Raw genomic sequence first — 24,681 nt, 5'->3', positions numbered from 1 at the left:
CGGTCCGTCTATCTAAACCGACTGAAACATACCGGTCAAATGCCCTCTTTATGCGTGAGAAATGCGCAAGTCCGACCGTGACGGCCACTCGAGTGCGACGGCCCGGCCGGCGCGGCCGGAAGGAGGCACCGAAGCCAGACCTACTGCTGCGCGCCGGGGCCTTGCGGCGGGTGGGCAACGCGCGCGCGGTCGGGGCGGAAGCCGTGCTCGACGCCCCAGAGCACGGCCTGCGCACGGCTGGTCACCCCAATCCGCCGGTAACAGTTGCGGATATAGGTCTTGACCGAGTTGATCGACAGGTGCGCACACTCGGCGATCGCACTATTGCTCAGCCCCTGGGTGATCAGCGCGAGGACCTCGGCTTCGCGTTGCGTCAGCCCTTCCTCGCGGCCCGGCCAGTCGCCGACGACCACCTTCGTGCCCGGCACACCGGCATGAACCTGCCGCACACCCCGGTGGACCTCCTCGAGGGCGGCGACCAACTGCCGTGCGGGAAGGGACTTGGCCAGATATCCGCTGGCCCCGTTCGCGAACGCCGACTCGACAAGCAGCGCATCGAGATTCCACGAATACACCGCCACCTTGCCCACCAGCGGATTGGCCGCCAGCGCGCGCACCTGGCTGCGGTCGCCCTGCGGGTTGGCGAACGAGTCGTACAAGGCGATGTCCACACGGCCGCCGACACGGGTGTTCGCGTCTAACTCGACGATCTCCACCCGGTCCCGGTAGGTCCGCAGCATCACCGCCAGCCCGCGGACCACGACCTCGTAATCATCGACCAACGCCACCCGAATACCACTCACACCGACCACACTACCCCCACACAAATCACCCCTAGGGGTGAAGCGATACCCACGAATAGGCGCGTAGCGTCGTTCTCATGGCCCGCGGGACGCGCCACGGCCCACGACGAGGCCGACGGCGAGCCGTCTACGCCCCGCAGCATCCACGTCATCAATCAGGAGGAAACCATGGGAGTGCAGGACAAGTTCACCAACAAGGCCGAAGAGCTCAAGGGCCGCGGCAAGGAAGCGGCCGGCGCCGCCACCGGCGATGACGACCTCAAAAACGAAGGCAAGGGCGACCAGGCGTCCTCGGGGGTGAAGAAAGGCGTCGAGAAGGCCAAGGACAAGGCCAACGAGATCGCCGACAAGATCACCGGCGAACACTGAACACCATGTGTTTCGTTTCCGCGGCGCCGGGGAACCCACCGGCATTCGCACGTGCCACGGCCGGCGCACAGGCTGACCACGGCCGGAACGGGTTCCTTGCCCGGCCGGCCGACCGACACACAGGAAGGGCCCTGCGATGAGTGAGAAGGAAGAAACCACAACATCGGCAGCCGGGACTCGGCCCGGTGGCGACGGCGGGCGTGTGGGCGGCGCGGTGACGCGTACCGCGGACTCCGCGCTGGCCAGCGAGCACGGGCGCACCTCGATCGCCGACGTGGTGGTCTCGAAGATCGCCGGCACCGCCACCCGCGAGGTGTCGGGCGTCTACGACCTCGGCGGCGGCGCGTCGCGGGCGGTGGGCCAATTGCGGCAGCGCATCCCGGGCGGGCGCGCCAGCCTGTCCCAGGGCGTCTCGGTGGAGGTCGGGGAACGCCAGACCGCCATCGATATCGACCTCGTCGTCGAATACGGCGTGGCGATCGCCGATCTCGCGTCCGGTGTGCGCCGCAACGTCATCGCCTCGGTGGAACGCATGACCGGCCTCGAGGTCACGGAAGTCAACATCACCGTGCACGACGTACACCTCGACGAGGACGACGGGGACGACGGCGACGGCGAGCAGTCGACCCGGGTCGAATGAGGCCCGCGATGACCGAGGTCACCGGGGAGCTGGCCGACCGGATCGCCGCTGCGGCCCACGCGGTGCCCGGGGTGGTCGGACTCGACGGCGGCGCTTTCAACGAGGTCGCCACCTATCTTCCGGGCCGGCGCGTCCCCGGGGTGCGCCTCGACGACGAGGGACGGGTCGAGGTCCACATCATCGCCGCCTATTACAGCGACGTGTGCGCGGTGGCCGACGCGGTACGCGACGCGGTGACACCGCTGGCGGCCGCCCCTGTCGACGTGATCGTCGAGGACCTCGAAGCGCCCACCGACATGCCCTAGCCGGCGATACCGCGCGCCACCGTGGCGGAAGGCGGAACAATGGGACCATGCGAGATGACGACCAGGCCCGCGCCCGGCGCGCCGAACGCCGGCGCCTCGCCCGCGCGCTGCACCCCGACCACGGCGGCGACGCCGACGCGTTCGCGGCGGCCATGGCCGCCGACCACGGCCCCACCACGCGGTGCCGCCTACGGTGTCCCCGCCCCGGCGGCCGCCACACGTCCCCGGGCCGCGGCGGCGCACCGGCGGCGCACTGCCGCTACGGCCCGGGTGCGCCGCGGCATCCGCACAGGGCGGGCGCGACTGCCCCGCGGTTGGCCCGGCAGTAGGCGCTTCGCGCAGTTGTAAGTCCCGGCCGCCCACCGGCCGGGGCGCCATCAGGAGGACACCATGAAACTGTCGACCATCGGCCTGATCGCAGGCCTGCTCTTAGCGATCGCCGCCGCCACCGGCGGGTGGTGGGCATTTCTGCTCGCTATCGTCCTCGGCGCACTCGGCGGGATCATCGGCGCACACTTCGACGGTGACTTGGACCTGAGCGCCCTCACCCGTGGTCGGGGCCGTGGCTGAGCACGGCCCGCCCGGCCCTGTCCCGCTCGCCGCAACAAGTGCCGGCGAGCGCGGCAGCCTGGAGATCCGCGACAAGGTCGTCGCCGTGATCGCCGCCCGCGCCGCCACCGGCGTCGACGGGGTCCTCCCGCACGCGAGCACGGCCGGACGATTCACCGGCCGCGGGCTGCCGCGCATCGATGCGACCATCGTGGCCGGGCACGTGCACGCCGATGTGCGCATCGCGCTGACCTGGCCCACCCCCGCCGGGCCGGCGGCTGCCGCGGTACGCGACGCCGTCGCCCGCGATCTGACGACGCTCACCGGACTCGCCGTCGACGGCGTCGACATCGCCATAGCGCAGATACTGCCCGCCGGCGGCGCCGACACGAGGAGGTGTCATGACCGCGTCCCCCGCCTCCGACCACGGCCGCGCCCGCGGCACGCCGCCGCGGCCCCCCGTGGCCGCCGCGGCGGCCGCCCCCGCCGGATCATCGGGGCACTGCTCGTGCTCGCCGCCGCCATCGCCGCGGTACAAAGAACGCGATCGTGCACGCCGGGTGGGCGTCCGCCACCGTCCTGGCTCGGCACGCTCGCCGATGCCGCCGACGGCGCCCGCCCGCAGCCGTGGTGGGGCGTCGTCGGCGCCGCCGCCGCAGCGTGCGGGGTGTGGCTGCTCGTCATCGCGGTCAAACCCCGCCGCCGTACCGCCATCGCCGTATACACGTGCGCCGACACCCGCGCCGAACCCGACACCGACCGCGTCGGCAGTGACGACACCGACGCCGGTGTCGATACTGCCAGCCGCGCAACGGCCGCCGCGTGTGGTTGCGGCCCGTCGACGCCGCCCGGCTGGCCGGCGACATCGCCCGCGCAGTGCCCGCGGTCACCGGCGCCGCTGCGACTGCGACGCGCAAGAAGATCACAGTCACCGCGCGGACCGTCGACGCCGACACCGCCGCCGTGCGCACGCAGATCACCGACGCCCTCACCGACCGGCTCGCCCCGATCGCAGGCCAGGTCCGTATCGACGCCGCCGTGCACCCCGACAAGGTGCACCGATGAGCAGGCTGATGGCGGCATGGGACCGCATCGCCACCGCGGTCGTCGGGCTCGGCGCGATCGCCGGGGGGCTCGTGCTCATCGGCTGGGCGACGCGCTGGCCGCCCCGGTGGACCGATTGGCTGCCCGACCGCGTTTCGATCGACGCCATCACCGATGTCACCGGGCGGTCGTGGTGGCCGTGGGCCGCGGGTATCGGCGGGGTGCTGATCGGCCTGCTCGCGCTGCGCTGGCTGCTCGGCCACATCCCCGTACCCCGCCGGACGACGGTCCGGCTGCCCGGCACCGGGCCGGAGGGCCGGTTGACTGCAAGCGTGCGCATCCTTGCCGACGGCGCCGCCGCCGCCCTGGCAGCCGACCCCGCCATCGGCGCCGCCCACGCCCGGATCCGCCGGGACCGCGGCACGCTCACCATCGATATCGCCGCACACCTCGCCGCGCCGGCGGATCTGCCCGCAGCAGCCCGCGCCGCTGCCCGCACCCGTGCGGAACTGGCCGACATGTTCGGCGACACTGCGCCGCCGACCCGCATCCACCTGCACACCGGCCGCCGCCGCGGCCAGACCCGCCCGGTCCGCTAGACCGCCAGGCCGCACGGTCCCCGGCTAACCTGACGGGACACCACAACGAAAGGACACCGCACGTGCGCCAGAACTTCCCCGGACTCGCCGCCTGGACGCTGCTCCTGCTGGGCATCGCCGCCGGCGGGGTATGGCTGGTGATGCTCGGCCGGCCCGACGGCGCCGCCGCATGGCCGTGGGGTACCGCGGCCATCGTGGGCCTGGCCGCCGGCGGCGCACTGATGGTCGCGATCCGCTACCGGTGGCACAACGACCCACTCGAACCCGAGACCACCGACGAGGAAGCCGCCGTATACCGGCGCCGCCGACGCCGCCACGACGACAACGACGACCCCACCCCCGTGTAAACCCGCCCCCGGACAGCAACGAAAGGCAGCCCATGGCCACTCAACACACCCCGTCACGAACCGGCGCGCACCTGAGCACCGCGCAGATCAAGCAGCACCTCGCCACCATGTTTGCCGGCCCCGCCGAGGACGGCGACCCGCCGGCCGCTGTCAGCAAGGACATTCCGCTGCGGACGTCCCAGTAACGAAACGACGTGCCCACCCACTTCGGCCCGGTCGTGGCATGACAACCATCCCGCGCCGACGACCACGGCCGCCGCTGCGAACATAGTCCCCGGCCCCGTGACCGGCAGCGTCGCTGACTGAGCACGACACCGACCGTCACGGACGTGGCGCGGGACAAGAGCCCCCGTCAGCCGGCGATCACAGGGGCATTGGCATGTCGTGGACGGGGGCGGCTTCGTCGGATTCTCGTGACGATGACATGCGCGGCCAGGCCGCCGACGATCGCCCCGGCGATTACGGCCGGCCACCCACCCGTCGCCACTGCCCGGACCGGCGCTGGTCAGCGCCGCCGCGCCCGCAGGACGACCGCCACAGCGCACAACGCCGCGAGGACCACGATCAGCACGCCGCCGGAGGGGACAGCGGATTTGAGTGTGCCGTGCTCGTCGGTGGCGGCGTCACGGGCACGGGCGGCGAGATGCCCTGCGGTGTCCTGCGCCGCGTGGGCCTGCTCGAGTGCGCTGTCTTTGAGGTCCTGCGCCTTGTGCTGAGCCGAGGAGTTCATTTCGAGTATCTCCGATCGTGTGTGATGGTGTCGCCCGGCCGATCCGGGACCGTCTCCGCCGCGGGCACTGTGTCCAGGGCGGGGCACGGCAGCCGCCTTTCTACACGTCCCACGCGCCATGGACCGTCGTCGTCCGCGGGCACAGATCCTTGCGTGTCGACACTGGCACACTCCCGGCGGCTCCACCGAGCAACACGCCAGACTCGGGTGCTCGCGGGCCGGCGCTGATCTGCGGTTCACGCAGCGCACAGTCGCGTGGTCGGTGCCCGCATCCGGCGTGTCCGCATTGCCCGGCCCGCCGCCTGGTGACAGTCTCACCGGTAACAGCAGTGTCCGTCCGGGTCACACGAAGGGGCCGCGCACATGAGGGCAGCATCCGGTGTATCGCCCGGCGGCGGCGGCGCCGTGGCCGCTGGGCCGCACCACACCGCGGCGGCGGGTGGCCCCCGGTGAGCGCACGTACCCGGCTGATCGACCGGGTCGACCGCTTTCAGCGGGCGCACCCGTGGGCGGGGTTCAGCTTCGCGGTCATCAAGAAATTCGGCGACGACCAGGCCGGAAACCTCGCCGCATTGACCGCCTACTACGCGTTCTTCTCGATCTTTCCGCTGCTGCTGGCGTTGACCACGATCCTCGGCTACGTGCTCGCGGGCTCGCCGGAATTGCAGGACACGGTGTTCTCCTCGGCGCTCGGCGAGTTCCCGCTCCTCGGCGAACACAGCGCGGTACGCCCGCTGACCGGCAACCCGCTGGCACTGATCACCGGCCTGGCGCTTGCGCTCTGGTCGGGACTCGGGGTCGCGCAGACCGCGCAGACGGCGTTCAACACCATCTACGCGGTGCCGCGCACCTCCTGGCCGGGCTTCGTCCCGCGCATCGTGCGCAGCATCGAACTGGTCGCCGTGGGCGGCGGCGGACTGATCGCCACCACCTTTTTACAGGGCGTGGTCTCGGGCACCGCATCGTACGGGCTCCGTATCGGCGCCGCCGGCGCCACGCTCGCCGCGGCACTCGGGCTGGCGATGAACTTCACCGTGTTCACCTACCTGTTCCGGCGGCTCACCGTCGCCCCGGTCGGTTTCCGGGACGCCGCCCCCGGGGCGGCGGCGGCGGCACTGGCGTGGTTCGCGCTGCAGAAGATCGGCACCAGCCTGGTCAACCACAAAGTCCAAGGCGCCACCGGCACCTACGGCACGTTCGCCGTGGTGATCGGGCTCTTGTTCTGGTTCTACCTGCTCGCCCAGATCACCATGGTCTGCGCGGAGATCAACGTCGTCCGCAGCGACCGGCTCTGGCCGCGGGGCCTGTCGAGCCTGTCCGCCCAGGCCACCACCCGCGCCGACGTACGCGCCTACAGCGCCTACACGCGCCGCGAAACCCAGGCCCACAACGTGGAGGTCACTACGCGGCTGACTGCCCCGGACGAGGCGGACAGCCCCGAGCCGCGACCGGACACCACCACAACCACAACTGATACTCGGCAAGACACGCCCCCCGACGCACCCGCTGGAAGTGATACCCGCGCGGACAGCGGCGCCGAAGTTTCGGCGACCTGCACGGATGCTGAAGACACAGGCAGCAGCGAGGCCGCGGATGCGCGCGGTGCCGTCGAGACCCCGACGGCGCCGCTGCACCGGCCCAGGACGCGCACCTCGCCGCCGCCCGATGACGCCCGGGACGGCGACCGTTAGAACCTCAGGCCGGCTGCTGCGGCCGGGCAGGTCGTCAGCGGGCGATCATCACCGGGCACCGGGCCGCGCGCAACACGGCGACCACCGTGGACCCCGACGCCATGCCGGTGCGGCCACCGCCGCGGCGCGAGCCGAGGACGACCAACTGGGCGGTCGGCGCCCACGCGGCCAACGTCTCGGCCGCCCGCCCGGTGGTGACCACCTTCTGCACCACGACATCCGGGAAGTCGGCGCTGTATCCGGCGAGCCGCTCGGACAACACCGCCTGTTCGGCGCTGGCTTCACCCTGCCACCGCGCCGCATCCCGCGCCGAAAAGTAGGTCGCCCCCGCATGGCCCCAGGTGTGCACGGCGACCAGATGCGCCCCGGTCGCGGCGGCCTCGGCGAACCCGGTATCGAGCGCCGGTATTCCCGACGCGGTGCCATCGACCCCGACGACCACCGGGCCGGCCGCTGCCCCAGCGCCGGGCTCGCCGCCGGGTGTCCGCACGACCGCGACCGGGCAATCGGCCAGCCGGGCGATCGTCGTGCCGAGCGAGCCGACCACGGCGCGTCCCATGCGTCCGCGGCCCTGCCCGTCGAGCACGAGCGTGTGCGCCGACTTCGACACTTCGACCAGCGTCTTCACGACCGTCCCGGCGGCCACCTCGGCAGTCACCGGCGCCGTCGGTGCGGCTTCGGCGGCGATACGCAGCGCGCGGGCGGCGACTGCGTCGCCGTCGACGTTGAGTCGGCGAAAAAGCCGTCCCGGGAGCCGGTCCATGACCCGTGCGGCCGGTCGCGGCGGCGCCGCCACCACGATCCGTACCGGTACGCCGCGGCGCGCCGAATATCGCACCGCCCACCGGACGGCATGATCAGCCTGGTGCGCACCATCGATACCGACCACCACGGGCCACACGGCACTCACCAGACCGGCTTTCCGCAGCACACAGCACACGACATGCGCATCAGGGTAAACCGAGCCGGCCGCCCTGGCCATACAGCCGCGTCGCGCTGGAGACCGCCACAAGGCCGCAACCGAAGAGCCAACCAAATCCGGCCTGCTCCGCCCCGGAACCGCACGGCGTCAACGCGCTCGACGCGAACTCCTGGACGTTGCGTATCAGCGTGGTCACGCGTGCGAATATGCAATGAGCCGCCGAGCGCGAGCTGCAACGGCGCATCCGCATCGCGTTCGACCAGGCCGATACCAGCGCGGCATACCCGGGCCGACTGCCGGTGACGCCCCTGCAGGCGCTCGTCCCGCACTCCGCCACCTCGCGGGATACCGCCAACCGGAGACAGGCAGCCAGCAGAGCCCCGTCCCCGTATCGTCGCTGTCAGCGCCCGCTGCTCGGCACTGGCGCACCGCATCGAGGAAGGAGCTCGTCCATGGGCTCACTGCAAAACGATCCCACTGCTGCCACCAGCCTCTCCGATACGAGCATCAACATCATCAACGCTGTCCTCGCCCCGCTGGGCGATCTGCTGTTCGGCGGCAGCTGACCAGCAGAACAACCCCGCCCGCGGCGTCGGAGCCCCTGAGTGCCGCAACTGTCGATACTGCGTTCTTTCGCCTTGTCGGCACCGAGCGGAACTCGGAGTTGACCCGTCGGCCGACGGGTCAACGTTGAGTCCGGCAGGGTGGATGCTCGTATTGCCGTCAAGCGGCGACGTGGCGAGTTGTCTCGGGGTGATGGCCGGGTAGCCCACGTGCGTGTTTGACGCGTTCGTCGTCACGACGTTGCCCGATCTCGCGCCGCTGCTACGGCACGCCGAGCTTCTCGGCGTGGTTCGCATCCGCCTGCCCGGCCGAACGACCGGCTTTCGCCGATACTGAAATGGCGGACGGGTCGACCGGTCACGACATCATCCACAGAGCCTTCGTCCCGGGGCACAAGCGACGGCCCGCCCGCTCACGTGCATAACGTGGGCGGGCGGGCCGTGACGGCGCGGTGGCGCCGCGTGCTTGTCTCCTGTAGCCGCCAGCGGCGACGGGGCACGGCGCTCTCGATCAGATCAGGACTCGAAGATGCCCGCGATGCTGCCGAGGCTGCCGAACACGTCGAGCGATCCGAGGCTGCCGGTGCCGTCCTCCTGGTCGTCCGCGCAGGTGACCGTGATCTCACCGGTCTGCTTCTCCTCGTCGCCCCAGTTGCCGGCGCTCGGGCCGCGGTAGAGCTTGAACGTGACCGTGTGCTCCCCCGGGCCGTAGCTGCTCAGATCTACCTGCTGGGTGTTCACGCCGACGTTGTAGTCGTGGTCTTCGAGGCCGTTGAGCGCCTCGGCCGCGTCTTTCTGGTTGGTGACCACCGGGTGGTAGACGTTGAAGAACGCGTCGCCGGTGCTCTCGATCGTGGGGTCTTCCCCGTCGACGCGGTAATCGGCCACCCAGTTCGCGGTGTCGCTATCGGTGGCTTTCAGCGTGAAGTCGACCGTGCAGTCGTCGTTGCCGGTCGCGGACACAGTCACCCGGCTGTCCGGGCTGATCGAGTCGGTCGTCCCGCCGTCGGCGGCCGAGGCGATCCCCGGGGCGATGATGCCCCCGGCCAGTGCCACGGCGCCGGCGCCGGCGCCGGCGCCGGCGAGCAGGGAAGTACGGAAGGTACGCATACGCGGTACAACCTCTTTCTGTGGAACAAATGCGCTGCGCGCCTTGCACGCGCAGCGCCGGATGTGTCGTGACGCCCACGAGCGGCGGCCCTCGCCCGGTCGCGGAGTCCGCAACTCGTGGCGTGAAGCACTGTACCCAGGGGGTACGACATTTATGAAGCGTACTGAATACCCGCGATCGACAACGATCGGCGGCCCCGGCCCCGAAAAGCACGGCCGGGGGCTCGTGCGGCGGCGCATGCTCGCGCAGCAGGCCGGCGACACGTGGGACCACCGCACCCGCCCGCAGGTGTCCCGCGTCTTAGTTGACCAGCAGGACGCCGACGTACCCGATCGCCGCCACCCAGACGGTGGACGCCAACGCCAACACGAACGGCTTCGGCCCCACCTTCTTCATCGTCGCGATCCGCACCCCGGTGCCCAACGCGAACATCGCCGCGGTCAACAACACGGTCTCGCACACCTCCGCCACCGCTAGCGCGGACTCCGGGACTATCCCGGTCGAACGGAGCGCCACGAACGCGATGAACACGGCCACGAACAACGGCACCAGAGCCGGACGCTTGGCCCCCGCGGCGCCGGCCGCCCGCCCGGCGGCCATGCGGCGGCGCTGGACCAGGCCCAGCACCGTCAGCACCGGCGCGAGCATCAACACCCGCCCGAGCTTGACGACCGTCGCAATCACCAGCGCCCCACCGCCGACCGCCCCGCCGGCGGCGACAACCTGCGCGACCTCGTGGATCGACGCGCCCGCCCACAGCCCGCCCTGCTCATCGGACAAGCCGAACAGGTCGGTGAGCAGCGGGATCGCCAGGATCATCACGGTCCCGAAGATCACGACCAACGCGATCGCGGTGATCGTCTCCTCCTCAGAGGAATCGACCACACCGTCCACCGCCGCGACCGCGGCGGCCCCACAGATCGAGAACCCGCACGCGATCAGCAGCCGCTGCGTCCAGGTGAGCCCGAGCAGCGCGCCGACCCACATCGTGGCGACGATGCCCAGGGCCACGACCGCGACGATCACCGCGATCACGCCCCACCCGAGTGCCAGGACGTCGCCGACCACCAGCTGCAGACCGAGCAGCGCGACACCGACACGCAGCAGCCGTTTGGCCGAGAACGTCAAGCCCGGTTCGATCCGGCGCGGCAACGACACCACATTCGCGCCTATCGCCCCGAGCACGATCGCGATCAACAGCGGGCTCACGGTCGGGATGAACCTGCCGATCAGCATCGCGACCCCGGTCGCGGCCGCCACAACCGCCAGCCCCGGGACCACCGCGGCGCCGGCGGCGGCGGCGCGCCGCCCGAACACGGCCACACCACGATCGGCCGCGCCGTGCCCGCCCGCCACCGAATCGCGAACGTCTCGCGCATACCGATCGGGGTCGGCCTCCACATCACTTCTCCTCATGGCACCACCATGCGAGGGAGTGCGCGCCACCAGTAGGCCTCGAAACCGCACCTGCCCATGCCTACACGGCATGGGCAGGTGCCACTCTGTGGGACCGTGGCCACACCCCGTGCCCGATCGATGCCGGCCACCTGCATCCTCGCCCCCCAACAAATGCCTGGTCGGCGTTCCCCGAGTCCTCCTGAACTGCCCACACGTGGGCGCCGCACCACCTCGAGGTTCCCCACACCCCCTTTTTTCGATTCGGCGACCGGCTGGGCGTCCAGCATCCATCTCGCGTCGGCCGGGGCCGGCGTGTCGGTTTACCGGCTCCGTGCGCGCACGTGGACGTCGCGGCTGGCGATGGCGCCGGCCGCGAGCTGCAAGGCGAGCAGGAGTCCGAGCACGAGCAAGGGGACGGCCCATCCGCCGGTGGCCGTGTGCACGGCGCCCATCGCGAGCGGGCCGGCGCCGGCGAACAGGTAGCCGAAGCCCTGGGCCATCGTGGACACGTGCCCGGTGTGGTGGGTGTCCGGGGAGCGCCACACGATGTAAGTCAGCGACAGGCTGATCGCGGCGCCCTGACCGAGGCCGAGCAGCGTCATCCACACGTAGGTGCCGGTGGCCGGGGCGCAGGCCAGGCCCGTGTAGGCCAGCGCGGTCAGCACCACCGACGCCAGCACCGGCAGCCAGGCCGGGCGCATGCGCCGGGCCAGGGCCGGGGTGAACAGTGCGGCGGCGATGCCGGGGAACGCCGAATACGACAGCATCCAGCCCGCGCTGGTCGCGTCCATGCCGTCATCCTGCAGGATCGACGGCACCCAGGTGAGCATGGCGTAGTAGCCCATCGACTGCAGTCCCATCAGCGCGGTGACCGCGATCGCGGTGGGGTCGGTGAGCAGCGCCCGCATCGGCGGTTCGCCGGGCGCGTCCGGGCCGTCGGCGAGGGTCGGGGTGGTGCGTGCGCGTTCGGGTGTGCGGCGCAGCTGCGGGATCCAGACCAGCAGCGCCAGTACCGCAGGGATCGCCCATACCGCGAGCGCGGCCCGCCACTGGCCGCCGACGGCGGGCAGGATCGGCGCGGTCAGCCCGGAGGCGAGGGCGGCGCCGACGAACAGCGCGGTCGAGTACAGGCCCATCATCAGCCCGGTGCGGTGGGCGAAGTCCTGTTTGATCGCGGCCGGCATGAGCACGTTGCCGATGGCGATCGCCGCGCCGATGAGGATCGTGCCGGCGAACAGGGCCGCCAGGCTCGAATGCAGGCGCAGCACGATCCCCGCAGCCAGGGCGAGCATCGTCAGCCCCAGCAGCCGGTGCATCCCGATCCGCCGCGACAGGCCCGGGGTGCCGAAGGCGAAGACGCCGAACGCGACGACCGGGATGGTCGTGAGCAGGCTGGCCACGCTCGCCGACAGGCCCAGGCTCGCGCGGATGTCGGCGAGCACGGGGCCGACCGCCGCGACACCGATGCGCAGGTTCAGGCCGATCAGGATCAACCCGGTACCGAGGACCGCGGCGGCGGCCGGGCGGCGCACTGCCGCGCCGGCCCGCCGGCGGGAACCGCGTACGCCGGCCGGCCCACCGCCGCCCGGCCGCAGCATGGCGGGGTCGGTGCCGGGAATGTCGATCTGCTCGGTGGTGGACATGCGCTCCTCACAGGGGTGCGGCCAGTGGGTACACGACGACGGTAGGCAGCATCCCGGTCGGCATTCGACCGTTATAGTGACACTCGATGATGATTTCCCGCCACGACGTGTTGCGGCCGGAGCAGAACCATCTGCTCGGCCACGACGAACGCACCCCTGCACACCGCCACCGCCACGGGCACGTGGTGTATCCGGCGTCGGGGGTGCTGTCGCTGGTCACCGCGGCGGGCCTGTGGATCGCGCCGCCGAACCGTGCGGTGTGGATCCCGGCCGGTTACGACCACGAGCACCGTGCGCACGGGGCGACCGACATGCGGATCGTGTTCCTCACCGGGCAGGCGGCGTCCTCGTTGGCGCCGCAGCCGAAGGTGCTGGTCGTCACGCCGCTGGTACGGGAGGCGTTGCTCGCGCTCACCGACGGCAGCGACCGGGCGGCGTCGATGCGGACGCTGCTGCGCGCCGTGATCGTCGAAGACGCCCTCGCCGCGCCGGAACAGCCATTGCACCTGCCCGAACCGCGCGACGACAGGTTGCGGGCGGCAGCCCGCATCGTCGAAGACGACTTGTCAGCACCGGTCGGACTCGACGAGGTGGGGCGCCGGGTCGGCGCGTCGGCACGCACGCTCAGCCGGTTGTTCCACGCGGAGACCGGCATGGGCTATCGCCAGTGGCGCACGCAGCTGCGCATCCACCACGCGCTGGTGATGCTCGCGGAAGGAACCCCGGTGCTCGATGTGGCGTTCCGCTGCGGCTGGTCGAGTCCGAGCGTGTTCATCGCCGCGTTTACCACGCTCGTCGGACAGACCCCGGGCGGATACCAACGCGACGTGCACCGGCCACAAGCCCCCGGCTGACCAGCCACGCAAGCGCCGAGTCCCGCGGCCCGGGAACCCCCCACGTACCTGTGCGGCACCGCAACGCTGGTGTTCAGACGGGCTCCCCCGGACGTACGGCGATTACGGCCTGGCCGGCGAGGGTCTCGCCGGCGCCGTCATACAGGCGGACGACCCTGTCGAACCCGAGTGCTCCGAGTTCCTCGACGTTCGCCCGATACGAGGCCACCGCGGCGACCGTCACATCCCCGTAGCCAGCGCTGCGCAAACTGTCCAACGCGTCGATGTCGGTGTGCCGGGCGCGCATGGCCAACACCACGATGCGCACCGTGTCCGAACGCACCAGCCGCGCCCAGAAGTCGTCGTCGGCCGCGTCGCCCACGGCGACGTCGATCCTTTTGCCGCACAGGCCGTACACACGCAGCGGATGGGACTGTCCCCGGCGGCATCGACAACCCCGGCTCGAACGCCCACCCGTGCGATCCGCCGTGGCCGCCCCCGTGGCCACCCCCCCCGGAGGACGCGGAGAGGGGCAGGCACCCCGATGTGCCGGCCCCTCTCCGCCGTCGGGCAATGCTTAGCCGCGCAGGCTGTCGAGCCCGATCCCATGGTAGAAGTCCTGGGCGGCCTTATAAATCGATGCTCCCAGCTCGTCCGACCCGGCCGCACCGAGCGACCCCTGGATCGAGCCGAACAGCACCTTATTGATATCGACGATGTAGTCACCGATCGAACCCATAACCACTCTCCTTACCCCTGTACCGGCGCCGATCGCCGGAAAAGGACGTCACCGCATCCTATGTCCGCACCCTATCGACCACGGCATTCCGGGCAACACCACAGGATTCGGCCCGACATCGCCCGTCGTCGGCCGGAGACTGGCGATCGGCCAGCCTGACACCCTCGCCTGGCTGCGCCGCCGGATCGCAGTAGGGCAGCACGCCGCGAGGGCACCGACATCGACGGTGCCGGCATCCGCGCCGACCGCCGCGCCTGCACCGCCGGGCCTCTCCTGTCGGGTCTGCGAATCAGCCGATGCGCACGGGCGCATCGCTGGAATCGAGTGCGATCGGGCCGCGGCATCCAGCTCACGTCTGGGGCCTGTACGAACGCGGCAACCGACCGTGTCCGCCCTATCTGACCGATGCCCGCTACGAAGCGGTGCGCTACTACACCCGCATTCGCGACGACGCCGGTGACAAGGCCCGCCCCTGCCCAGCGGTGGCGGGTGGGGGTCGGGCCGAATGGGGCGGCCCGACCCCCACGGTAGTGACGGTACCGGCCGCAGCCGGAAGCGGTGAGGCCGGTCGTGGCACGCGCGGCGACGGGTCACAGCGGCACCGTGACACGGTCGCCGAGGCGGCCTGCCGCAGGATCGACCTCCTGCGTCGGCCGCCCAGTGTCCGCGCCGTGGTGCCGCTGTGATGTTCCCCCTGGACACGGTCGGCGACACGGTTTCCCCAGTGCATCCGGTTTCAGAGCGCGTGGCCCTGCCCGGCAGCACACGCGTGACGATTCACACGGGGGTATCGGTATCGCCGCGGAGGTCGACGAGGAACTGGATGGTCTTGTCCATGTCGATGAACCGGACCGCGTCCTCGGCTACCGGGCCGCCCACCGCCGGGTCGGCATGGGCGGCGAGCATCGCGTCATAGTCGGCGCGCGAGTCGAACCACATCTCGGTGAGCACATCGAAACCCGGCCCCTGCCCTCCCGGGGGCAACATTGTGCCCGAGTCGACGAAGTTGCGGCGGTACCGGCGGATCTGCGGGAACGCGCGGCGCACCAACGGCACGTGCACATTCTCGTAGTGCACGATGAACTGGTCCCGCGTCCACTCCGGACGGCGGGCCAGCAGCGCGATCGCCTTCACGGTGCGCGTAGGTGTCATTGCTATTCCACTCCAACGTCAAGTGCATGCCCCGAGCGATGCCGGGCACACAGGTGATGGCGGCGCGGATGCGCAGGACCCGGGTGGCCTGCGGGGATGTCGTATCACTGCCATTCTGTCGGGCCCGACGGGCCGCGGGGCACCCCGCCGCGGGGCTGGCTTATCCGGCGCAGTCGGTGCACAGCATTGTGCCATCGTCGTTGACCTGCCCGGCCCGGGACCGGTGCTGCACGAGAAAACAGCCCACACAGACGAACTCGCCGTCCTGCCGGGGGACGACCGTGGCCGAGAACTCCTCGCCCGACAGGTCCGCGCCGGGCAACTCGTACGATTCGACCATGGTCCCGTCGTCGAGGTCCCCAGACGACGACTGCGGCCGGCGGGCAAGCGGCCCGCCGACATCCTCGCCAGCACCTTCGCCACCGGCGCCTTCCTCGCTGCGTCGCGGCGCATCATAGTCGGTGGGCATAGTGTGTTTCCTCTCTCGAAGGCCGCCGCGGCGGCGTCAAAGGGGGGCGCTGCGCGCCGACATGACGGTCTACCACGCCGCCGTACACGTATGCGCGCTGCCAGCTCCGGTACAGGCTGGGGTGTCATGGCCACGGCGGACCGAGATTAACGTTGCCAATCGATGACGGCGCTTTTCGGTCCCGATTCCCTGGCGTCGCTGGCCTGGCCTGTCCTGGGCGGGCGTGGCTGTGGCGCTTCCGCACGGCCGCTGCGGCTGTCGAGGTCATCGCCGCCCGCAGCCGATGGCGGTGGGCAACCGCGACTGGCCGATCTGTGTTCTATGCGGTGCGGTGCTGCGGCTCGGCGCCGGCCCAGCCTGGCACGGGCCACTCCGCGCCAACGGCGGCCACGTGGACATGCACAGCAGCCGACAGGCCATGACGCAGCAGGCCTTCTGGGACAGGCCCGTCCTGGTGCCTGAGAACGTTCATTGCGTCTCTACGACACCGGTTTTAGATTCGGCAGGGGACGCACGATCACCCTCGCCGGGAAGGACGATCCCTATGAGTGTAATCTCCGACAGCGCCGACTCCGCCCGCCTCATCGACAACGCTGCCGCCCCCGAGCGGTTCGCCCGCGGCTGGCACTGCCTGGGCCTGGCCAAGGACTTCCGCGACGGCAAGCCCCATTCGATCGAGGCCTTCGGCGGCAAGCTCGTCGTCTGGCAGGACACCCAGGGCGAGCTCAACGTGCTGGACTCGTACTGTCGGCACATGGGGGGCGACCTGTCGCAGGGCACGATCAAGGGCGACGAGATCGCGTGTCCTTTCCACGACTGGCGCTGGGGCGGCGACGGCAAGTGCAAGGAGATCCCCTATGCCAAGCGCGTGCCCATGCGCGCCCGCACCCAGGCCTGGCCCACCATGGAACAGGACGACCTGCTGTTCGTGTGGAACGACCCGGAGGGCGGCACGCCGGAGGAGTACATCCCCGTCATCCGCACCGGCGACGACGAGTGGACCGAGTGGCAGTGGAAGACGATCACCATCGACACCAACTGCCGCGAGATCGTCGATAACGTCGTCGACTTCGCCCACTTCTTCTACATCCACTTCTCGCTCCCCACGTACTTCAAGAACGTCTTCGAGGGCGTCACCGCCACGCAGTACATGAACGGCGAGGGCCGCGAAGACATGCTCCCGCCGGGGGTGGACCGCGCCAAGGTGTCCCAGGGCAATTCGTCGGTGGCGTCCTACTACGGGCCCTCGTTCATGATCGACGAGTTGTGCTATCACTACACGGGCTACGACGTGGAGACCAAGCTCATCAACTGCCACTACCCCGTCACGCCAGGGAAGTTCGTCCTGCAGTACGGGGCCACCGTCCGCAAGACCCCCGACATCCCGGAAGGCCAGGCGGAGGCGATCACGGCATCGAACGTCGGCTTCATCACCCGCGGCTTCGAGCAGGACGTCGCCATCTGGCGCAGCAAGGCCCGCATCAACAATCCGCTGCTGTGCGAGGAGGACGGTCCCATCTACCAGCTGCGTCGCTGGTACGAGCAGTTCTACGTGGACCGGGCGGACATCACCGACGACATGACAGACCGCTTCGAATTCGAGATGGACCCGACCAAGGCCAACGAAGCCTGGCGCGCCCAGATCGCCGAGAACCTCGCCCGGCGCGAGGCCGAATCCGCACACTGAGCGCCGGCCGGGCCGGTGGCCGGCGCACACTTTTCCCAGGACGCGGTATGCACATGCACCCAGTCACCTGCAGAGATTGCGGCAACGAGGTACTGGTGTGCAAACTCAGCCACCGGCACACCTCGGTGCAGTGGCGCGGAGGATCCGACCAAGCGTGCGCGTGGTTTCAAATCGCAGCGGCGGCCGCAGAACGCAGCGGCGGCGGGCACAGTTGCCGTTCGCTGCAAGCCAGTATCGACCAGGCGGTCGCCGACGGGCGGCTGCCGGTACCCGACGATGAGGACGGCCACGGGTTCGCCGGAATCGGCTCGCCCGAAGAAGCTGCCACACGACCAAGGCCCCACTGATCGACGAGCGCGCCGCACCGCTGCACTGCGTATTTCGGATCAGGAACTGGAAGTATGACTCGGGCCCGCCCAGAATGCAGGCACTCATAGCAACCCACAGCAGCTGACCGAGGGGCGCGAGCACGGCGTCGTTGATCTCGGCCGATAACCACGTGGCCACCGTGATGGCGGCGGAAAGTGCCGGACCGGGGCCGGCCGGTCAGCCTCTGCGTGAGGTGATATTTTCCCGGACGGTAGTCGTACACACGGCGGCCGCAGGCGCCGTGGTGATATGGCGGGCGGGCGAGGCAACCAAAGGGGTGCACCAGTCGATTTCCGGCCGCGCCGGCGGCAGGGCCACGCTGACCGCGGTCCCTTGCTTCGACGCCATGCAGTGGTCGATAGTGTGCTGCAGACGGTACTGCGATGGACACGCGGCGCCGGCCTGGGTGGCGTGGCGATTATCTTCGCTTCTTCGCGAATATGACGAAAAGCACTCGCAGGAACAGTATTCCGCTGATCGCGATCAGGTTGTAGCCGAAAATTTCATACAACGTGAGCGTGTCGCTCACCTGCGGACCGCCGGGGTTCGCCAGCAGAACAGCCGCCATGATGCCTGCGATGCCGCCGAGGAATGCCAGCAACACCTGGTTCACGAGGCCAGTGATCAAATTTCTGTCGCGATCGTCGGAGAAGAGGCTGATGTTCGCCTTTAGCCGTCCCGCCTCGAGAGAGGAGGCGACGCGGTCAAGATGCCGGGGCACGCGGCGCAGCGTCGGGAGCACCGCGAGGAGCTCGTCGATCGCCGCGTCGCGGAGCGACTGCGGGGTCATCCGCGCAGAGAACTGGCGGGAGGCGAATTCGCGCGACTCCGCCAGCACGTCGAATCCCGGGTCGAGCAGGGCGAGGGTGCCTTCCATCGTGCCGATGGCACGGAATGCCGCCGCGATCTCCGCCGGGACGGTCAGCCCGTACTCGGCCACGACCCGCACCAGCTCGGCGAACATGGCGGCACCGGGTTCGCTGCCGGCCGACAAGTACAGTGCCATGAACCGGCCGATGGTGCGGCGCAGGCCGTCCTCGTCGACGTATTCGGGCCGTATGACCAACCCGAACAGCGCGTCGCACACCATATCGGGGTCGCCGCGCTCGACGGCAAGCATGAACTGTTCCAGCTCGGACCGGAGTCGGGAATCGATGCGCCCGACCGAGCCGCAGTCGATCAGCGCGACCGTGCCGTCGTCGGTCAGGACGATATTGCCCGGGTGCGGATCGGCGTGGAACACGCCGTCGACGGTCACCTGCCGCAGAAACGAGTCGAACAGGGCCCGGGACAACTCCGCGCGTTGGGCACCGCTCATCGCCTCGATGACACCGGCCGACGCGAGCGTCTGTCCGGGGACGAAGTCCATCGTCAGCACGCGCTCACTCGAATAGTCCGGGTGTGCGGCGGGCACGACCATCGGCGGCGTCGCACCGTGCCGCCCGACCACTGTGCGTAGCGCGATCAGGTTGCGGGCTTCCACGCGGTAATCGAGTTCCTCACGGAGGGCCTCGGCGAAGCCCTCAACGATCGCGGCAACGCCGAGCGAGCGTCCCCATACGGTGGAACCCTCCAACCTTCGCGCGGTTCTGAGCGCGAGTTCGAGGTCACGCTCCACCGTCACCCGGATGCCGGGCCTTTGCACCTTCACGGCCACGCTCTGGCCGGTGCGCAGCCTGGCTCGGTGGACCTGGCCTATCGATGCGGACGCTAACGGGGTGCGTTCGATCTCCGCGAAGACACCATCGGGTTCGTCCTTGAGTTCATGCCGCACCACCTCGGCCACGTCCTCCCACGGGACCGGCGCGACACGCTGTTGCAGGTGGGACAGTTCCTCGAGGAACTCATCGGGCAGAAGATCCGCGCGAGTCGACAGCATCTGGCCGAACTTGACGAACGACGCGCCCGCCTCTTCGAGTGCGCCGCGCAACTCGCGGGCGCGTTCCCGGCGCTGGAACTCCGTCCCTCCGAACGGAGCGCCTTCTCCCCTCGCCATCGCCGGTAGCCCATGCCGGATCATGATCCGGGTCAACTGCCACCCGCGGCGGGCGGTGACCCAGTGCCGCTGGGCGGCGCGGACGATATGGTCCGGCCGGGCGAGGCTGCCTTGGGGCACTAGCACCTCGGCAAGGACGAGGAACAGCAGTGCCACCAGCACGATGATGCCGACCTGCAGCGGTACGAACGCCAGGTTGTTCGCATCCTGTTTCCAGACGACCTGCGACTCGAAGCCCAGCTCCGTACCGAGCGCCACCACCGCGGCAAGCGCCGACCGGGTCAGTCCCACGTGGATGCCGATCACCCGCCGCGCCACCGCGATGATCATGGCGATCGACACGATCGCCACCACGATCGCTATCAGTACGTTCAGAGCCGTCTGCCCCATTCAGCACGAACCTCCTGTCGGTGCCGCCGAGTTTCCCGTCGGCAGCACCGATGATGCTCCACGGCGATCCTGCGGCCAAGATGTCGGGAACCAGGGGCGCCCATATCCGACTCAGTGATACCCACGGCGCCGGCCCCACGGTGCTACGGCAGCGTCATCGAGCGCGCAGGCTTCGAGGTGCCGGGCCATCAGCGCAAAGCCGCCACGCTCGCCGTCGCCGGCCCCCACACAACGCCGTCTCGGGATCAGGGGATTGGTCAACGCTGTCCCTTTGTGGGCACTGCTGCACGATCAGGTGACCGCGCAGGTCACGTAGCCTGAGCGGCTGGCTCTGGGCACAGGCAGGCACGGCCTGGCCCTGCCCTGGCTGGTTAGAGTGGGGTCATGATGCTTGGTAGAGAACTCGAAGACGCCTTCAATCGGCAAATCCTTCTGGAATTCGAGGCATCCATGGTGTACCGGCAACTCGCGATCGAGATGGATCTGCGTGATCTCCCCGGCATGGCCGCATGGCTGCGGCACCAGGCCGACGAGGAGATCGTGCACGCCAATAAGTTCATCGATCACCTCGCTGACCGCGGCAACCACCCGAAGATCGGTACCGTCTCGGCGCCGCAGGTAGTTGCCGGTACCGCGTTGGAGTGCTTCACCTCGGCCCTCGACCACGAACAGAAGGTATCTGCGGCAATACGAGAGCTGGTCCAAGCCGCCGAACAGTGCCACGACTTCGATTCCCGTCCGCTGTTGAGCTGGTTCCTCTCCGAGCAAATCGAAGAAGAATCGACGATCAGCGAAATCATCGGTCAGCTCAAGTTGACCGGTGACGACGGTCCCGGGTTGCTCCGCCTGGATAGCGAATTGAGTCAGCGCCCTGTCGCCACCACGGAAGCCGACGCCGAGTAAGACCTGGCCATCGTCACAATTCGGCACGCGACACGGGCACGCCACTTGGGTCTGGTGCACGAACAGGTGACGTTGGCGGTGTTGGAGCCGACCGGCCTAATCAGCGTCCTGCGGCGAGAGGCTGCCATCGACCCGGAAACCGTAGCGGCGGCGCAGGGCCGCAAGCTCTGCAACGCCCGACGGTGCAGTCGCCTGGGACCACGGGCACCGCCTGCAACTGACTGCCGACAACACCCCGCGCTCGCGGCCACTGTCGGGTTCGGCAGGACGATCAAGCATGGTCATCGCAGATCAGCTCCGGCGTCGTCGTCCACCCGTGGTGGCGCAGCCAGTCGGCCGCCGCCGCAGGCAGCACTCCGCCGCCACCTGTCCCGGTCAGCAGCGGCCCGTCACCGCACCGGCTGCACGTAATCGCGCGGACCCGGTCGTGGGGCTGGCAACGGGCGCAATGCCGCCCCTCGGACACCAGGTCGCCGTCGACGTGCAGCCACACCGTGGCCAGGTCCTCACGGTGCGGGATGAGATCACGCGGCCGGGTCGGCCGATACCCACATCCTGGACACGCTAACTCATCCGCCGTCCCGGCGGCGCCATCGTCGCCTTTCGCCCCGGGCTGCACCCGCGCTGTGACCACGGGCACTTCCCCGGCATGGTCTGACCGGCGGGCCACCGGGCCGGCCTGCTCAGCATGCGGCGTGGCGCCGTCGCTGTCGGGGCGGGCCGACGCACCCGAGCGTGGCGCGGCCACCGCGGGCCGCTCCGCCAGGAGTTTGCGCCCATCTTCGCGCAGCTCCCCTGTAGGTGACACGTGCCGGTAGAGCGTCTGCCGGGTGATGTCGAGCTCCACACACAACGCCCCGACATGCGTGTCCCTATCCGCCATCGCCGCCATCGCCAGACGCAGCTTCGCCGGCGTCATCTTGTACGGGCGGCCACCCCGACGCCCCCGGGCCCTCGCCGACGCCAACCCCGCCTTGGTGCGCTCGGAGATGAGTTCGCGTTCGAACTCCGCGAGCGCCGCGAAGATCCCGAACACGAGCTTGCCCGATGCCGTGGTGGTGTCGATCGCCGCACCCTGCCCGCTGAGCACCTTGATGCCCACTCCCCTGTCGGTGAGGTCCTCGACGATCGTCACCAGATGCCGCAGACTCCGGCCGAGCCGGTCGAGCTTCCACACCACCAGGGTGTCGCCTTCGCGCAGCGAGCGCAGGCACGCTTCCAACAGGGGCCGGTCGGCCTTCGCTCCCGACGCCCGGTCCTCGTAGATCACCCGCTCGTCGACGCCGGCCTCGAGGAGTGCGTCGCGTTGCAGAGCGGTCGACTGCGATCCGTCGTCCTTCGACACCCGCGCATAGCCCACCCACACCGCCGACCACTCCCCTTCCACCCACTGTCACTTATACGACCGTTCACGTGACAGTCCTCGCCAAGTGCGCCAGAGCGCTCGGCACTGTCACATAATCTGTCACTAATTCTATAGCACATGAAGGGCGATAAGTATCGCTATATGACGTCTTGTGCGCGTTGGAGGCGATGGGAGCGATGCATATCTGCAGACCGGTATCTCCTGCTCTGCAAGCACGCGCACGTCGTCCGCCTTAGACGTCTGTTGATGCCGTATAGGTACCGGTGCATGCGACTGCGATAGCATCACCTTCTGGAGGTGGCAGATGGCATTCGAGGTGTTCGACAAGCGCAACACGTCCCTGCGGCGGGCACCGTCGGTGAGCATCCAGAAACGCGGCGTCATTTCGATCAACCGCGCCGCCTACACGCTCATGGACGCCCCCGAGTGCGTGGAACTACTCTACGACCGCGAGGGCGGCATCGTCGGCATCCGCGGCGTCGGCGACGACGTGCCGCACGGCTACGCGGTACGCGGAGCTGGCCGCAGCGCCGGCACCGGTCCGGTGATGGTGGCCGGTTCGGCGTTCACCGCGTTCTACGACATCGATACGACGATCTCGCGCCGGTACCCGGCCCGCATGGACGACGACGTCCTGTGCATCGATCTCGACGCGGGCACCGAGATCATCGGCAACCGCGGACGCCGCCACGCTGCCCCACCCGCTGATGCTCCCCCCGCGGCCACAGAGCACGACCGGTAGTGCTCACCGCGTGGGCCGATGAGAGCGGCTCGCAGCCAGACCGTGACCCCGGCACCTACCTCATCGCGGCGGCGCTCTGCGAAGCAGACGACATACCCGCGCTGCGCGCGGCGATGAGCGAGCTGCGTCTTCCCGGCGAGAAGAAGGTGCACTGGCATGGCAGCAGCGATGCCCGCCGCCAGGACCTGATCGACGCCGTCGCCACCCTGCCGGTGGCCGGGTTCGTCGTCGTCCGCAGCGAGTCCGGCGCCGCCGATCGGCGCCACCGCCGCAAGTGCCTCGAGTACCTCTTGCCGAACCTCGCCAACATGCCGTGCAGCCAGATCACCTTCGAGTCCCGCGGCCAACTCGACCGCAGCGACACCGACCTGTTGCAGAAGTTCCGTGCCCAAAAGGTCGTTTCCGCAGGCCTGCGGATCGATCACGCGATCGGACGGGCAGAGCCAGCATTGGCGGTCGCCGACATCGTCTGCGGCGCCGTCGTGCAGTCCCGTGTCGGCAACGCCGACTACCTCGCCGCGCTCGGCAACGCCGTCGAGCTCCACCACGTGTGACCGAAGAGACGACGCGAGCCGCAGGCCTCGTCGTCCGGCGAGTAATCCTGCGGCTCACTTCCAACCCCACCGCGATGGGGTGGCTACACCACAACTCTAGCAAGATGGCCGCACACGGCCAACCTCGCCGCCACCAGCACGATCACGCACCACGCAGCCCGCCGCAACCCACCCCGTGGTGACCCGCGTGTACCCGAGGAGCCTCATGCCGGCCCGTACGCCTCGACAACCCCCAGGGAGCATCACGACTGAGACGCATGTCGGCGGTACGCGTTCACAAGACAGTCTCCGGCCCGTTGCCGCCCAGGTCGTCCGCGGCGGCCACCCCCTCGGCTTGGTGTCTCGTGAACCTTTAGATTTATGAGTCATCTCGCCCGTTCTCGCCGGGCTGGCCACCTCGCCGCCCAGAAACGATCATTTCCGGCGGCCGGCGTCTATCGAACTCACGTTCTGTTATTGTCCATGCCCCGGTCGAGAGAAGCGGCCGGGGTCGAAACAGACGACGCCGGCCCTACCGTGATCGGCAGGGTCGGCGCCGTGGCTCTTCCTGACCCGTCATGTCTGGCCCCGGGCGGAAGTGTGCATCTATCTCGGTCGCGGCCCTAGGTACACTTGGGTTCGCTCACGCCGGACTGTGCATCTGGGGTGTGGCCTAGATGCACACGTTCAGATGTGTGTATGTAGGGATCGTTCTAGATGCCCACTGGTTCGGGTGTATTGAACTGCACGAGCGCGCCGACAGACTTCCGTAGATCGAGCGTTGAATG

The 24,681-nt window shown here is 69.5% G+C and carries 29 protein-coding genes and 1 pseudogene; 17 read left to right on the top strand and 13 right to left on the bottom strand.

Annotated elements, in window-relative coordinates; genetic code table 11:
• Window positions 1-140: 140 nt before the first annotated feature.
• Window positions 141-803 carry a response regulator transcription factor gene (locus H4F70_RS00380; RefSeq protein WP_235681257.1) on the bottom strand — a complete coding sequence of 221 codons (663 nt, stop codon included), beginning with the start codon at window positions 801-803 and terminating at the stop codon, window positions 141-143.
• Between the two features lie 168 nt (window positions 804-971).
• Between H4F70_RS00380 and H4F70_RS00375 the strand changes: the two genes are divergently transcribed.
• From H4F70_RS00375 to H4F70_RS00365, 3 genes are all read left to right on the top strand, one after another.
• Entirely contained in the window at window positions 972-1,172 is a 201-nt protein-coding gene (locus H4F70_RS00375) for a CsbD family protein (RefSeq protein ID WP_182358587.1), read from the top strand.
• 136 nt (window positions 1,173-1,308) lie between these two features.
• Window positions 1,309-1,812: an Asp23/Gls24 family envelope stress response protein gene (locus H4F70_RS00370; protein WP_182358586.1), complete on the top strand. Its 504-nt coding sequence runs from the start codon at window positions 1,309-1,311 to the stop codon at window positions 1,810-1,812.
• Between the two features lie 8 nt (window positions 1,813-1,820).
• On the top strand, window positions 1,821-2,117 hold the full coding sequence (locus H4F70_RS00365; RefSeq protein WP_182358585.1) for an Asp23/Gls24 family envelope stress response protein: 297 nt from the start codon (window positions 1,821-1,823) through the stop codon (window positions 2,115-2,117).
• Here H4F70_RS00365 and H4F70_RS00360 read toward each other — a convergent pair.
• Window positions 2,114-2,284, bottom strand: coding sequence for a hypothetical protein (locus H4F70_RS00360; protein ID WP_182358584.1), 171 nt, complete (start codon window positions 2,282-2,284; stop codon window positions 2,114-2,116). The two genes, H4F70_RS00365 and H4F70_RS00360, sit on opposite strands and share 4 nt — an antisense overlap.
• Window positions 2,285-2,507: 223 nt before the next feature.
• Between H4F70_RS00360 and H4F70_RS00355 the strand changes: the two genes are divergently transcribed.
• The 6 genes and pseudogenes from H4F70_RS00355 to H4F70_RS00330 all read left to right on the top strand — a co-directional run bounded on the left by H4F70_RS00355 (window position 2,508) and on the right by H4F70_RS00330 (window position 4,841).
• Window positions 2,508-2,687, top strand: coding sequence for a DUF2273 domain-containing protein (locus H4F70_RS00355; protein ID WP_182358583.1), 180 nt, complete (start codon window positions 2,508-2,510; stop codon window positions 2,685-2,687).
• A pseudogene (locus tag H4F70_RS21025) lies at window positions 2,668-2,973 on the top strand (Asp23/Gls24 family envelope stress response protein); the annotation flags it as partial. The gene H4F70_RS00355 and the pseudogene H4F70_RS21025, both read left to right, overlap by 20 nt.
• A 515-nt stretch (window positions 2,974-3,488) precedes the next feature.
• The gene (locus tag H4F70_RS00345; protein WP_182358582.1) at window positions 3,489-3,731 is read left to right on the top strand and encodes a DUF6286 domain-containing protein; all 243 of its coding nucleotides are present in this window, start codon (window positions 3,489-3,491) and stop codon (window positions 3,729-3,731) included.
• Entirely contained in the window at window positions 3,728-4,309 is a 582-nt protein-coding gene (locus H4F70_RS00340) for an Asp23/Gls24 family envelope stress response protein (RefSeq protein ID WP_182358581.1), read from the top strand. The genes H4F70_RS00345 and H4F70_RS00340 overlap by 4 nt, the downstream gene beginning before the upstream one ends.
• A 62-nt stretch (window positions 4,310-4,371) precedes the next feature.
• Window positions 4,372-4,656: a hypothetical protein gene (locus H4F70_RS00335; RefSeq protein ID WP_182360572.1), complete on the top strand. Its 285-nt coding sequence runs from the start codon at window positions 4,372-4,374 to the stop codon at window positions 4,654-4,656.
• A 32-nt stretch (window positions 4,657-4,688) separates the two neighbouring features.
• On the top strand, window positions 4,689-4,841 hold the full coding sequence (locus H4F70_RS00330) for a hypothetical protein (RefSeq protein ID WP_182358580.1): 153 nt from the start codon (window positions 4,689-4,691) through the stop codon (window positions 4,839-4,841).
• Window positions 4,842-5,161: 320 nt separating this feature from the next.
• Here the strand turns inward: H4F70_RS00330 and H4F70_RS00325 are convergent, their stop codons facing one another.
• Window positions 5,162-5,386 (bottom strand): hypothetical protein, encoded by a 225-nt coding sequence (locus H4F70_RS00325; protein WP_182358579.1) that lies wholly within the window; start codon window positions 5,384-5,386, stop codon window positions 5,162-5,164.
• A gap of 449 nt (window positions 5,387-5,835) precedes the next feature.
• Here H4F70_RS00325 and H4F70_RS00320 point away from each other — a divergent pair, with 449 nt between their 5' ends.
• Entirely contained in the window at window positions 5,836-7,077 is a 1,242-nt protein-coding gene (locus tag H4F70_RS00320) for a YihY/virulence factor BrkB family protein (RefSeq protein ID WP_182358578.1), read from the top strand.
• Between the two features lie 34 nt (window positions 7,078-7,111).
• On the opposite strand, the gene H4F70_RS00315 is transcribed toward H4F70_RS00320, so the two are convergent.
• Window positions 7,112-8,089, bottom strand: coding sequence for a universal stress protein (locus H4F70_RS00315; RefSeq protein ID WP_182358577.1), 978 nt, complete (start codon window positions 8,087-8,089; stop codon window positions 7,112-7,114).
• A 687-nt stretch (window positions 8,090-8,776) separates the two neighbouring features.
• On the opposite strand from H4F70_RS00315, the gene H4F70_RS20760 reads away from it, so the two are divergent.
• Entirely contained in the window at window positions 8,777-8,899 is a 123-nt protein-coding gene (locus H4F70_RS20760; protein ID WP_268968346.1) for a hypothetical protein, read from the top strand.
• Window positions 8,900-9,078: 179 nt separating this feature from the next.
• Here the strand turns inward: H4F70_RS20760 and H4F70_RS00310 are convergent, their stop codons facing one another.
• From H4F70_RS00310 to H4F70_RS00300, 3 genes are all read right to left on the bottom strand, one after another.
• Window positions 9,079-9,672 (bottom strand): hypothetical protein, encoded by a 594-nt coding sequence (locus H4F70_RS00310; RefSeq protein ID WP_182358576.1) that lies wholly within the window; start codon window positions 9,670-9,672, stop codon window positions 9,079-9,081.
• Window positions 9,673-9,973: 301 nt separating this feature from the next.
• Window positions 9,974-11,089, bottom strand: coding sequence for a YeiH family protein (locus H4F70_RS00305; protein WP_182358575.1), 1,116 nt, complete (start codon window positions 11,087-11,089; stop codon window positions 9,974-9,976).
• Between the two features lie 302 nt (window positions 11,090-11,391).
• Window positions 11,392-12,714, bottom strand: coding sequence for a CynX/NimT family MFS transporter (locus tag H4F70_RS00300; RefSeq protein ID WP_220471745.1), 1,323 nt, complete (start codon window positions 12,712-12,714; stop codon window positions 11,392-11,394).
• A gap of 86 nt (window positions 12,715-12,800) precedes the next feature.
• On the opposite strand from H4F70_RS00300, the gene H4F70_RS00295 reads away from it, so the two are divergent.
• A complete protein-coding gene (locus tag H4F70_RS00295; protein ID WP_182358574.1) occupies window positions 12,801-13,568 on the top strand; it encodes an AraC family transcriptional regulator in 768 nt (255 codons plus the stop codon).
• A 73-nt stretch (window positions 13,569-13,641) separates the two neighbouring features.
• Here H4F70_RS00295 and H4F70_RS00290 read toward each other — a convergent pair whose 3' ends face one another.
• Window positions 13,642-13,929, bottom strand: coding sequence for a hypothetical protein (locus tag H4F70_RS00290; protein ID WP_182358573.1), 288 nt, complete (start codon window positions 13,927-13,929; stop codon window positions 13,642-13,644).
• A gap of 195 nt (window positions 13,930-14,124) precedes the next feature.
• Window positions 14,125-14,286, bottom strand: a complete 162-nt coding sequence (locus tag H4F70_RS00285) for a hypothetical protein (RefSeq protein WP_182358572.1) — start codon at window positions 14,284-14,286, stop codon at window positions 14,125-14,127.
• 296 nt (window positions 14,287-14,582) lie between these two features.
• Between H4F70_RS00285 and H4F70_RS00280 the strand changes: the two genes are divergently transcribed.
• Window positions 14,583-14,972 (top strand): hypothetical protein, encoded by a 390-nt coding sequence (locus H4F70_RS00280; protein WP_182358571.1) that lies wholly within the window; start codon window positions 14,583-14,585, stop codon window positions 14,970-14,972.
• A 91-nt stretch (window positions 14,973-15,063) separates the two neighbouring features.
• Here H4F70_RS00280 and H4F70_RS00275 read toward each other — a convergent pair whose 3' ends face one another.
• Together H4F70_RS00275 and H4F70_RS00270 are read right to left on the bottom strand one after the other, a co-directional pair.
• The gene (locus H4F70_RS00275) at window positions 15,064-15,438 is read right to left on the bottom strand and encodes an EthD domain-containing protein (protein ID WP_182358570.1); all 375 of its coding nucleotides are present in this window, start codon (window positions 15,436-15,438) and stop codon (window positions 15,064-15,066) included.
• 160 nt (window positions 15,439-15,598) lie between these two features.
• On the bottom strand, window positions 15,599-15,907 hold the full coding sequence (locus H4F70_RS00270) for a DUF4193 family protein (RefSeq protein WP_182358569.1): 309 nt from the start codon (window positions 15,905-15,907) through the stop codon (window positions 15,599-15,601).
• Window positions 15,908-16,451: 544 nt separating this feature from the next.
• Here H4F70_RS00270 and H4F70_RS00265 point away from each other — a divergent pair.
• A complete protein-coding gene (locus tag H4F70_RS00265; protein ID WP_182358568.1) occupies window positions 16,452-17,594 on the top strand; it encodes a 3-ketosteroid-9-alpha-monooxygenase, oxygenase component in 1,143 nt (380 codons plus the stop codon).
• A 787-nt stretch (window positions 17,595-18,381) separates the two neighbouring features.
• Here the strand turns inward: H4F70_RS00265 and H4F70_RS00260 are convergent.
• The gene (locus tag H4F70_RS00260; RefSeq protein ID WP_182358567.1) at window positions 18,382-20,349 is read right to left on the bottom strand and encodes an ABC1 kinase family protein; all 1,968 of its coding nucleotides are present in this window, start codon (window positions 20,347-20,349) and stop codon (window positions 18,382-18,384) included.
• Window positions 20,350-20,733: 384 nt separating this feature from the next.
• Between H4F70_RS00260 and H4F70_RS00255 the strand changes: the two genes are divergently transcribed.
• The gene (locus H4F70_RS00255; protein WP_182358566.1) at window positions 20,734-21,252 is read left to right on the top strand and encodes a ferritin; all 519 of its coding nucleotides are present in this window, start codon (window positions 20,734-20,736) and stop codon (window positions 21,250-21,252) included.
• A 271-nt stretch (window positions 21,253-21,523) separates the two neighbouring features.
• Here the strand turns inward: H4F70_RS00255 and H4F70_RS21245 are convergent, their stop codons facing one another.
• Entirely contained in the window at window positions 21,524-22,639 is a 1,116-nt protein-coding gene (locus tag H4F70_RS21245; protein ID WP_443735775.1) for a recombinase family protein, read from the bottom strand.
• A 283-nt stretch (window positions 22,640-22,922) separates the two neighbouring features.
• Here H4F70_RS21245 and H4F70_RS00245 point away from each other — a divergent pair, with 283 nt between their 5' ends.
• Both H4F70_RS00245 and H4F70_RS00240 read left to right on the top strand, forming a co-directional pair.
• Entirely contained in the window at window positions 22,923-23,360 is a 438-nt protein-coding gene (locus H4F70_RS00245) for a hypothetical protein (protein WP_182358565.1), read from the top strand.
• A complete protein-coding gene (locus H4F70_RS00240) occupies window positions 23,360-23,914 on the top strand; it encodes a hypothetical protein (RefSeq protein WP_182358564.1) in 555 nt (184 codons plus the stop codon). The genes H4F70_RS00245 and H4F70_RS00240 overlap by 1 nt, the downstream gene beginning before the upstream one ends.
• Window positions 23,915-24,681: the final 767 nt, after the last annotated feature.

Source organism: Tomitella gaofuii (genome assembly GCF_014126825.1).
In the GTDB taxonomy this organism is placed as follows: domain Bacteria; phylum Actinomycetota; class Actinomycetes; order Mycobacteriales; family Mycobacteriaceae; genus Tomitella; species Tomitella gaofuii.
Note: the sequence above shows the minus strand (reverse complement) of the source record. Positions and strands in the feature narration are given on the sequence as shown.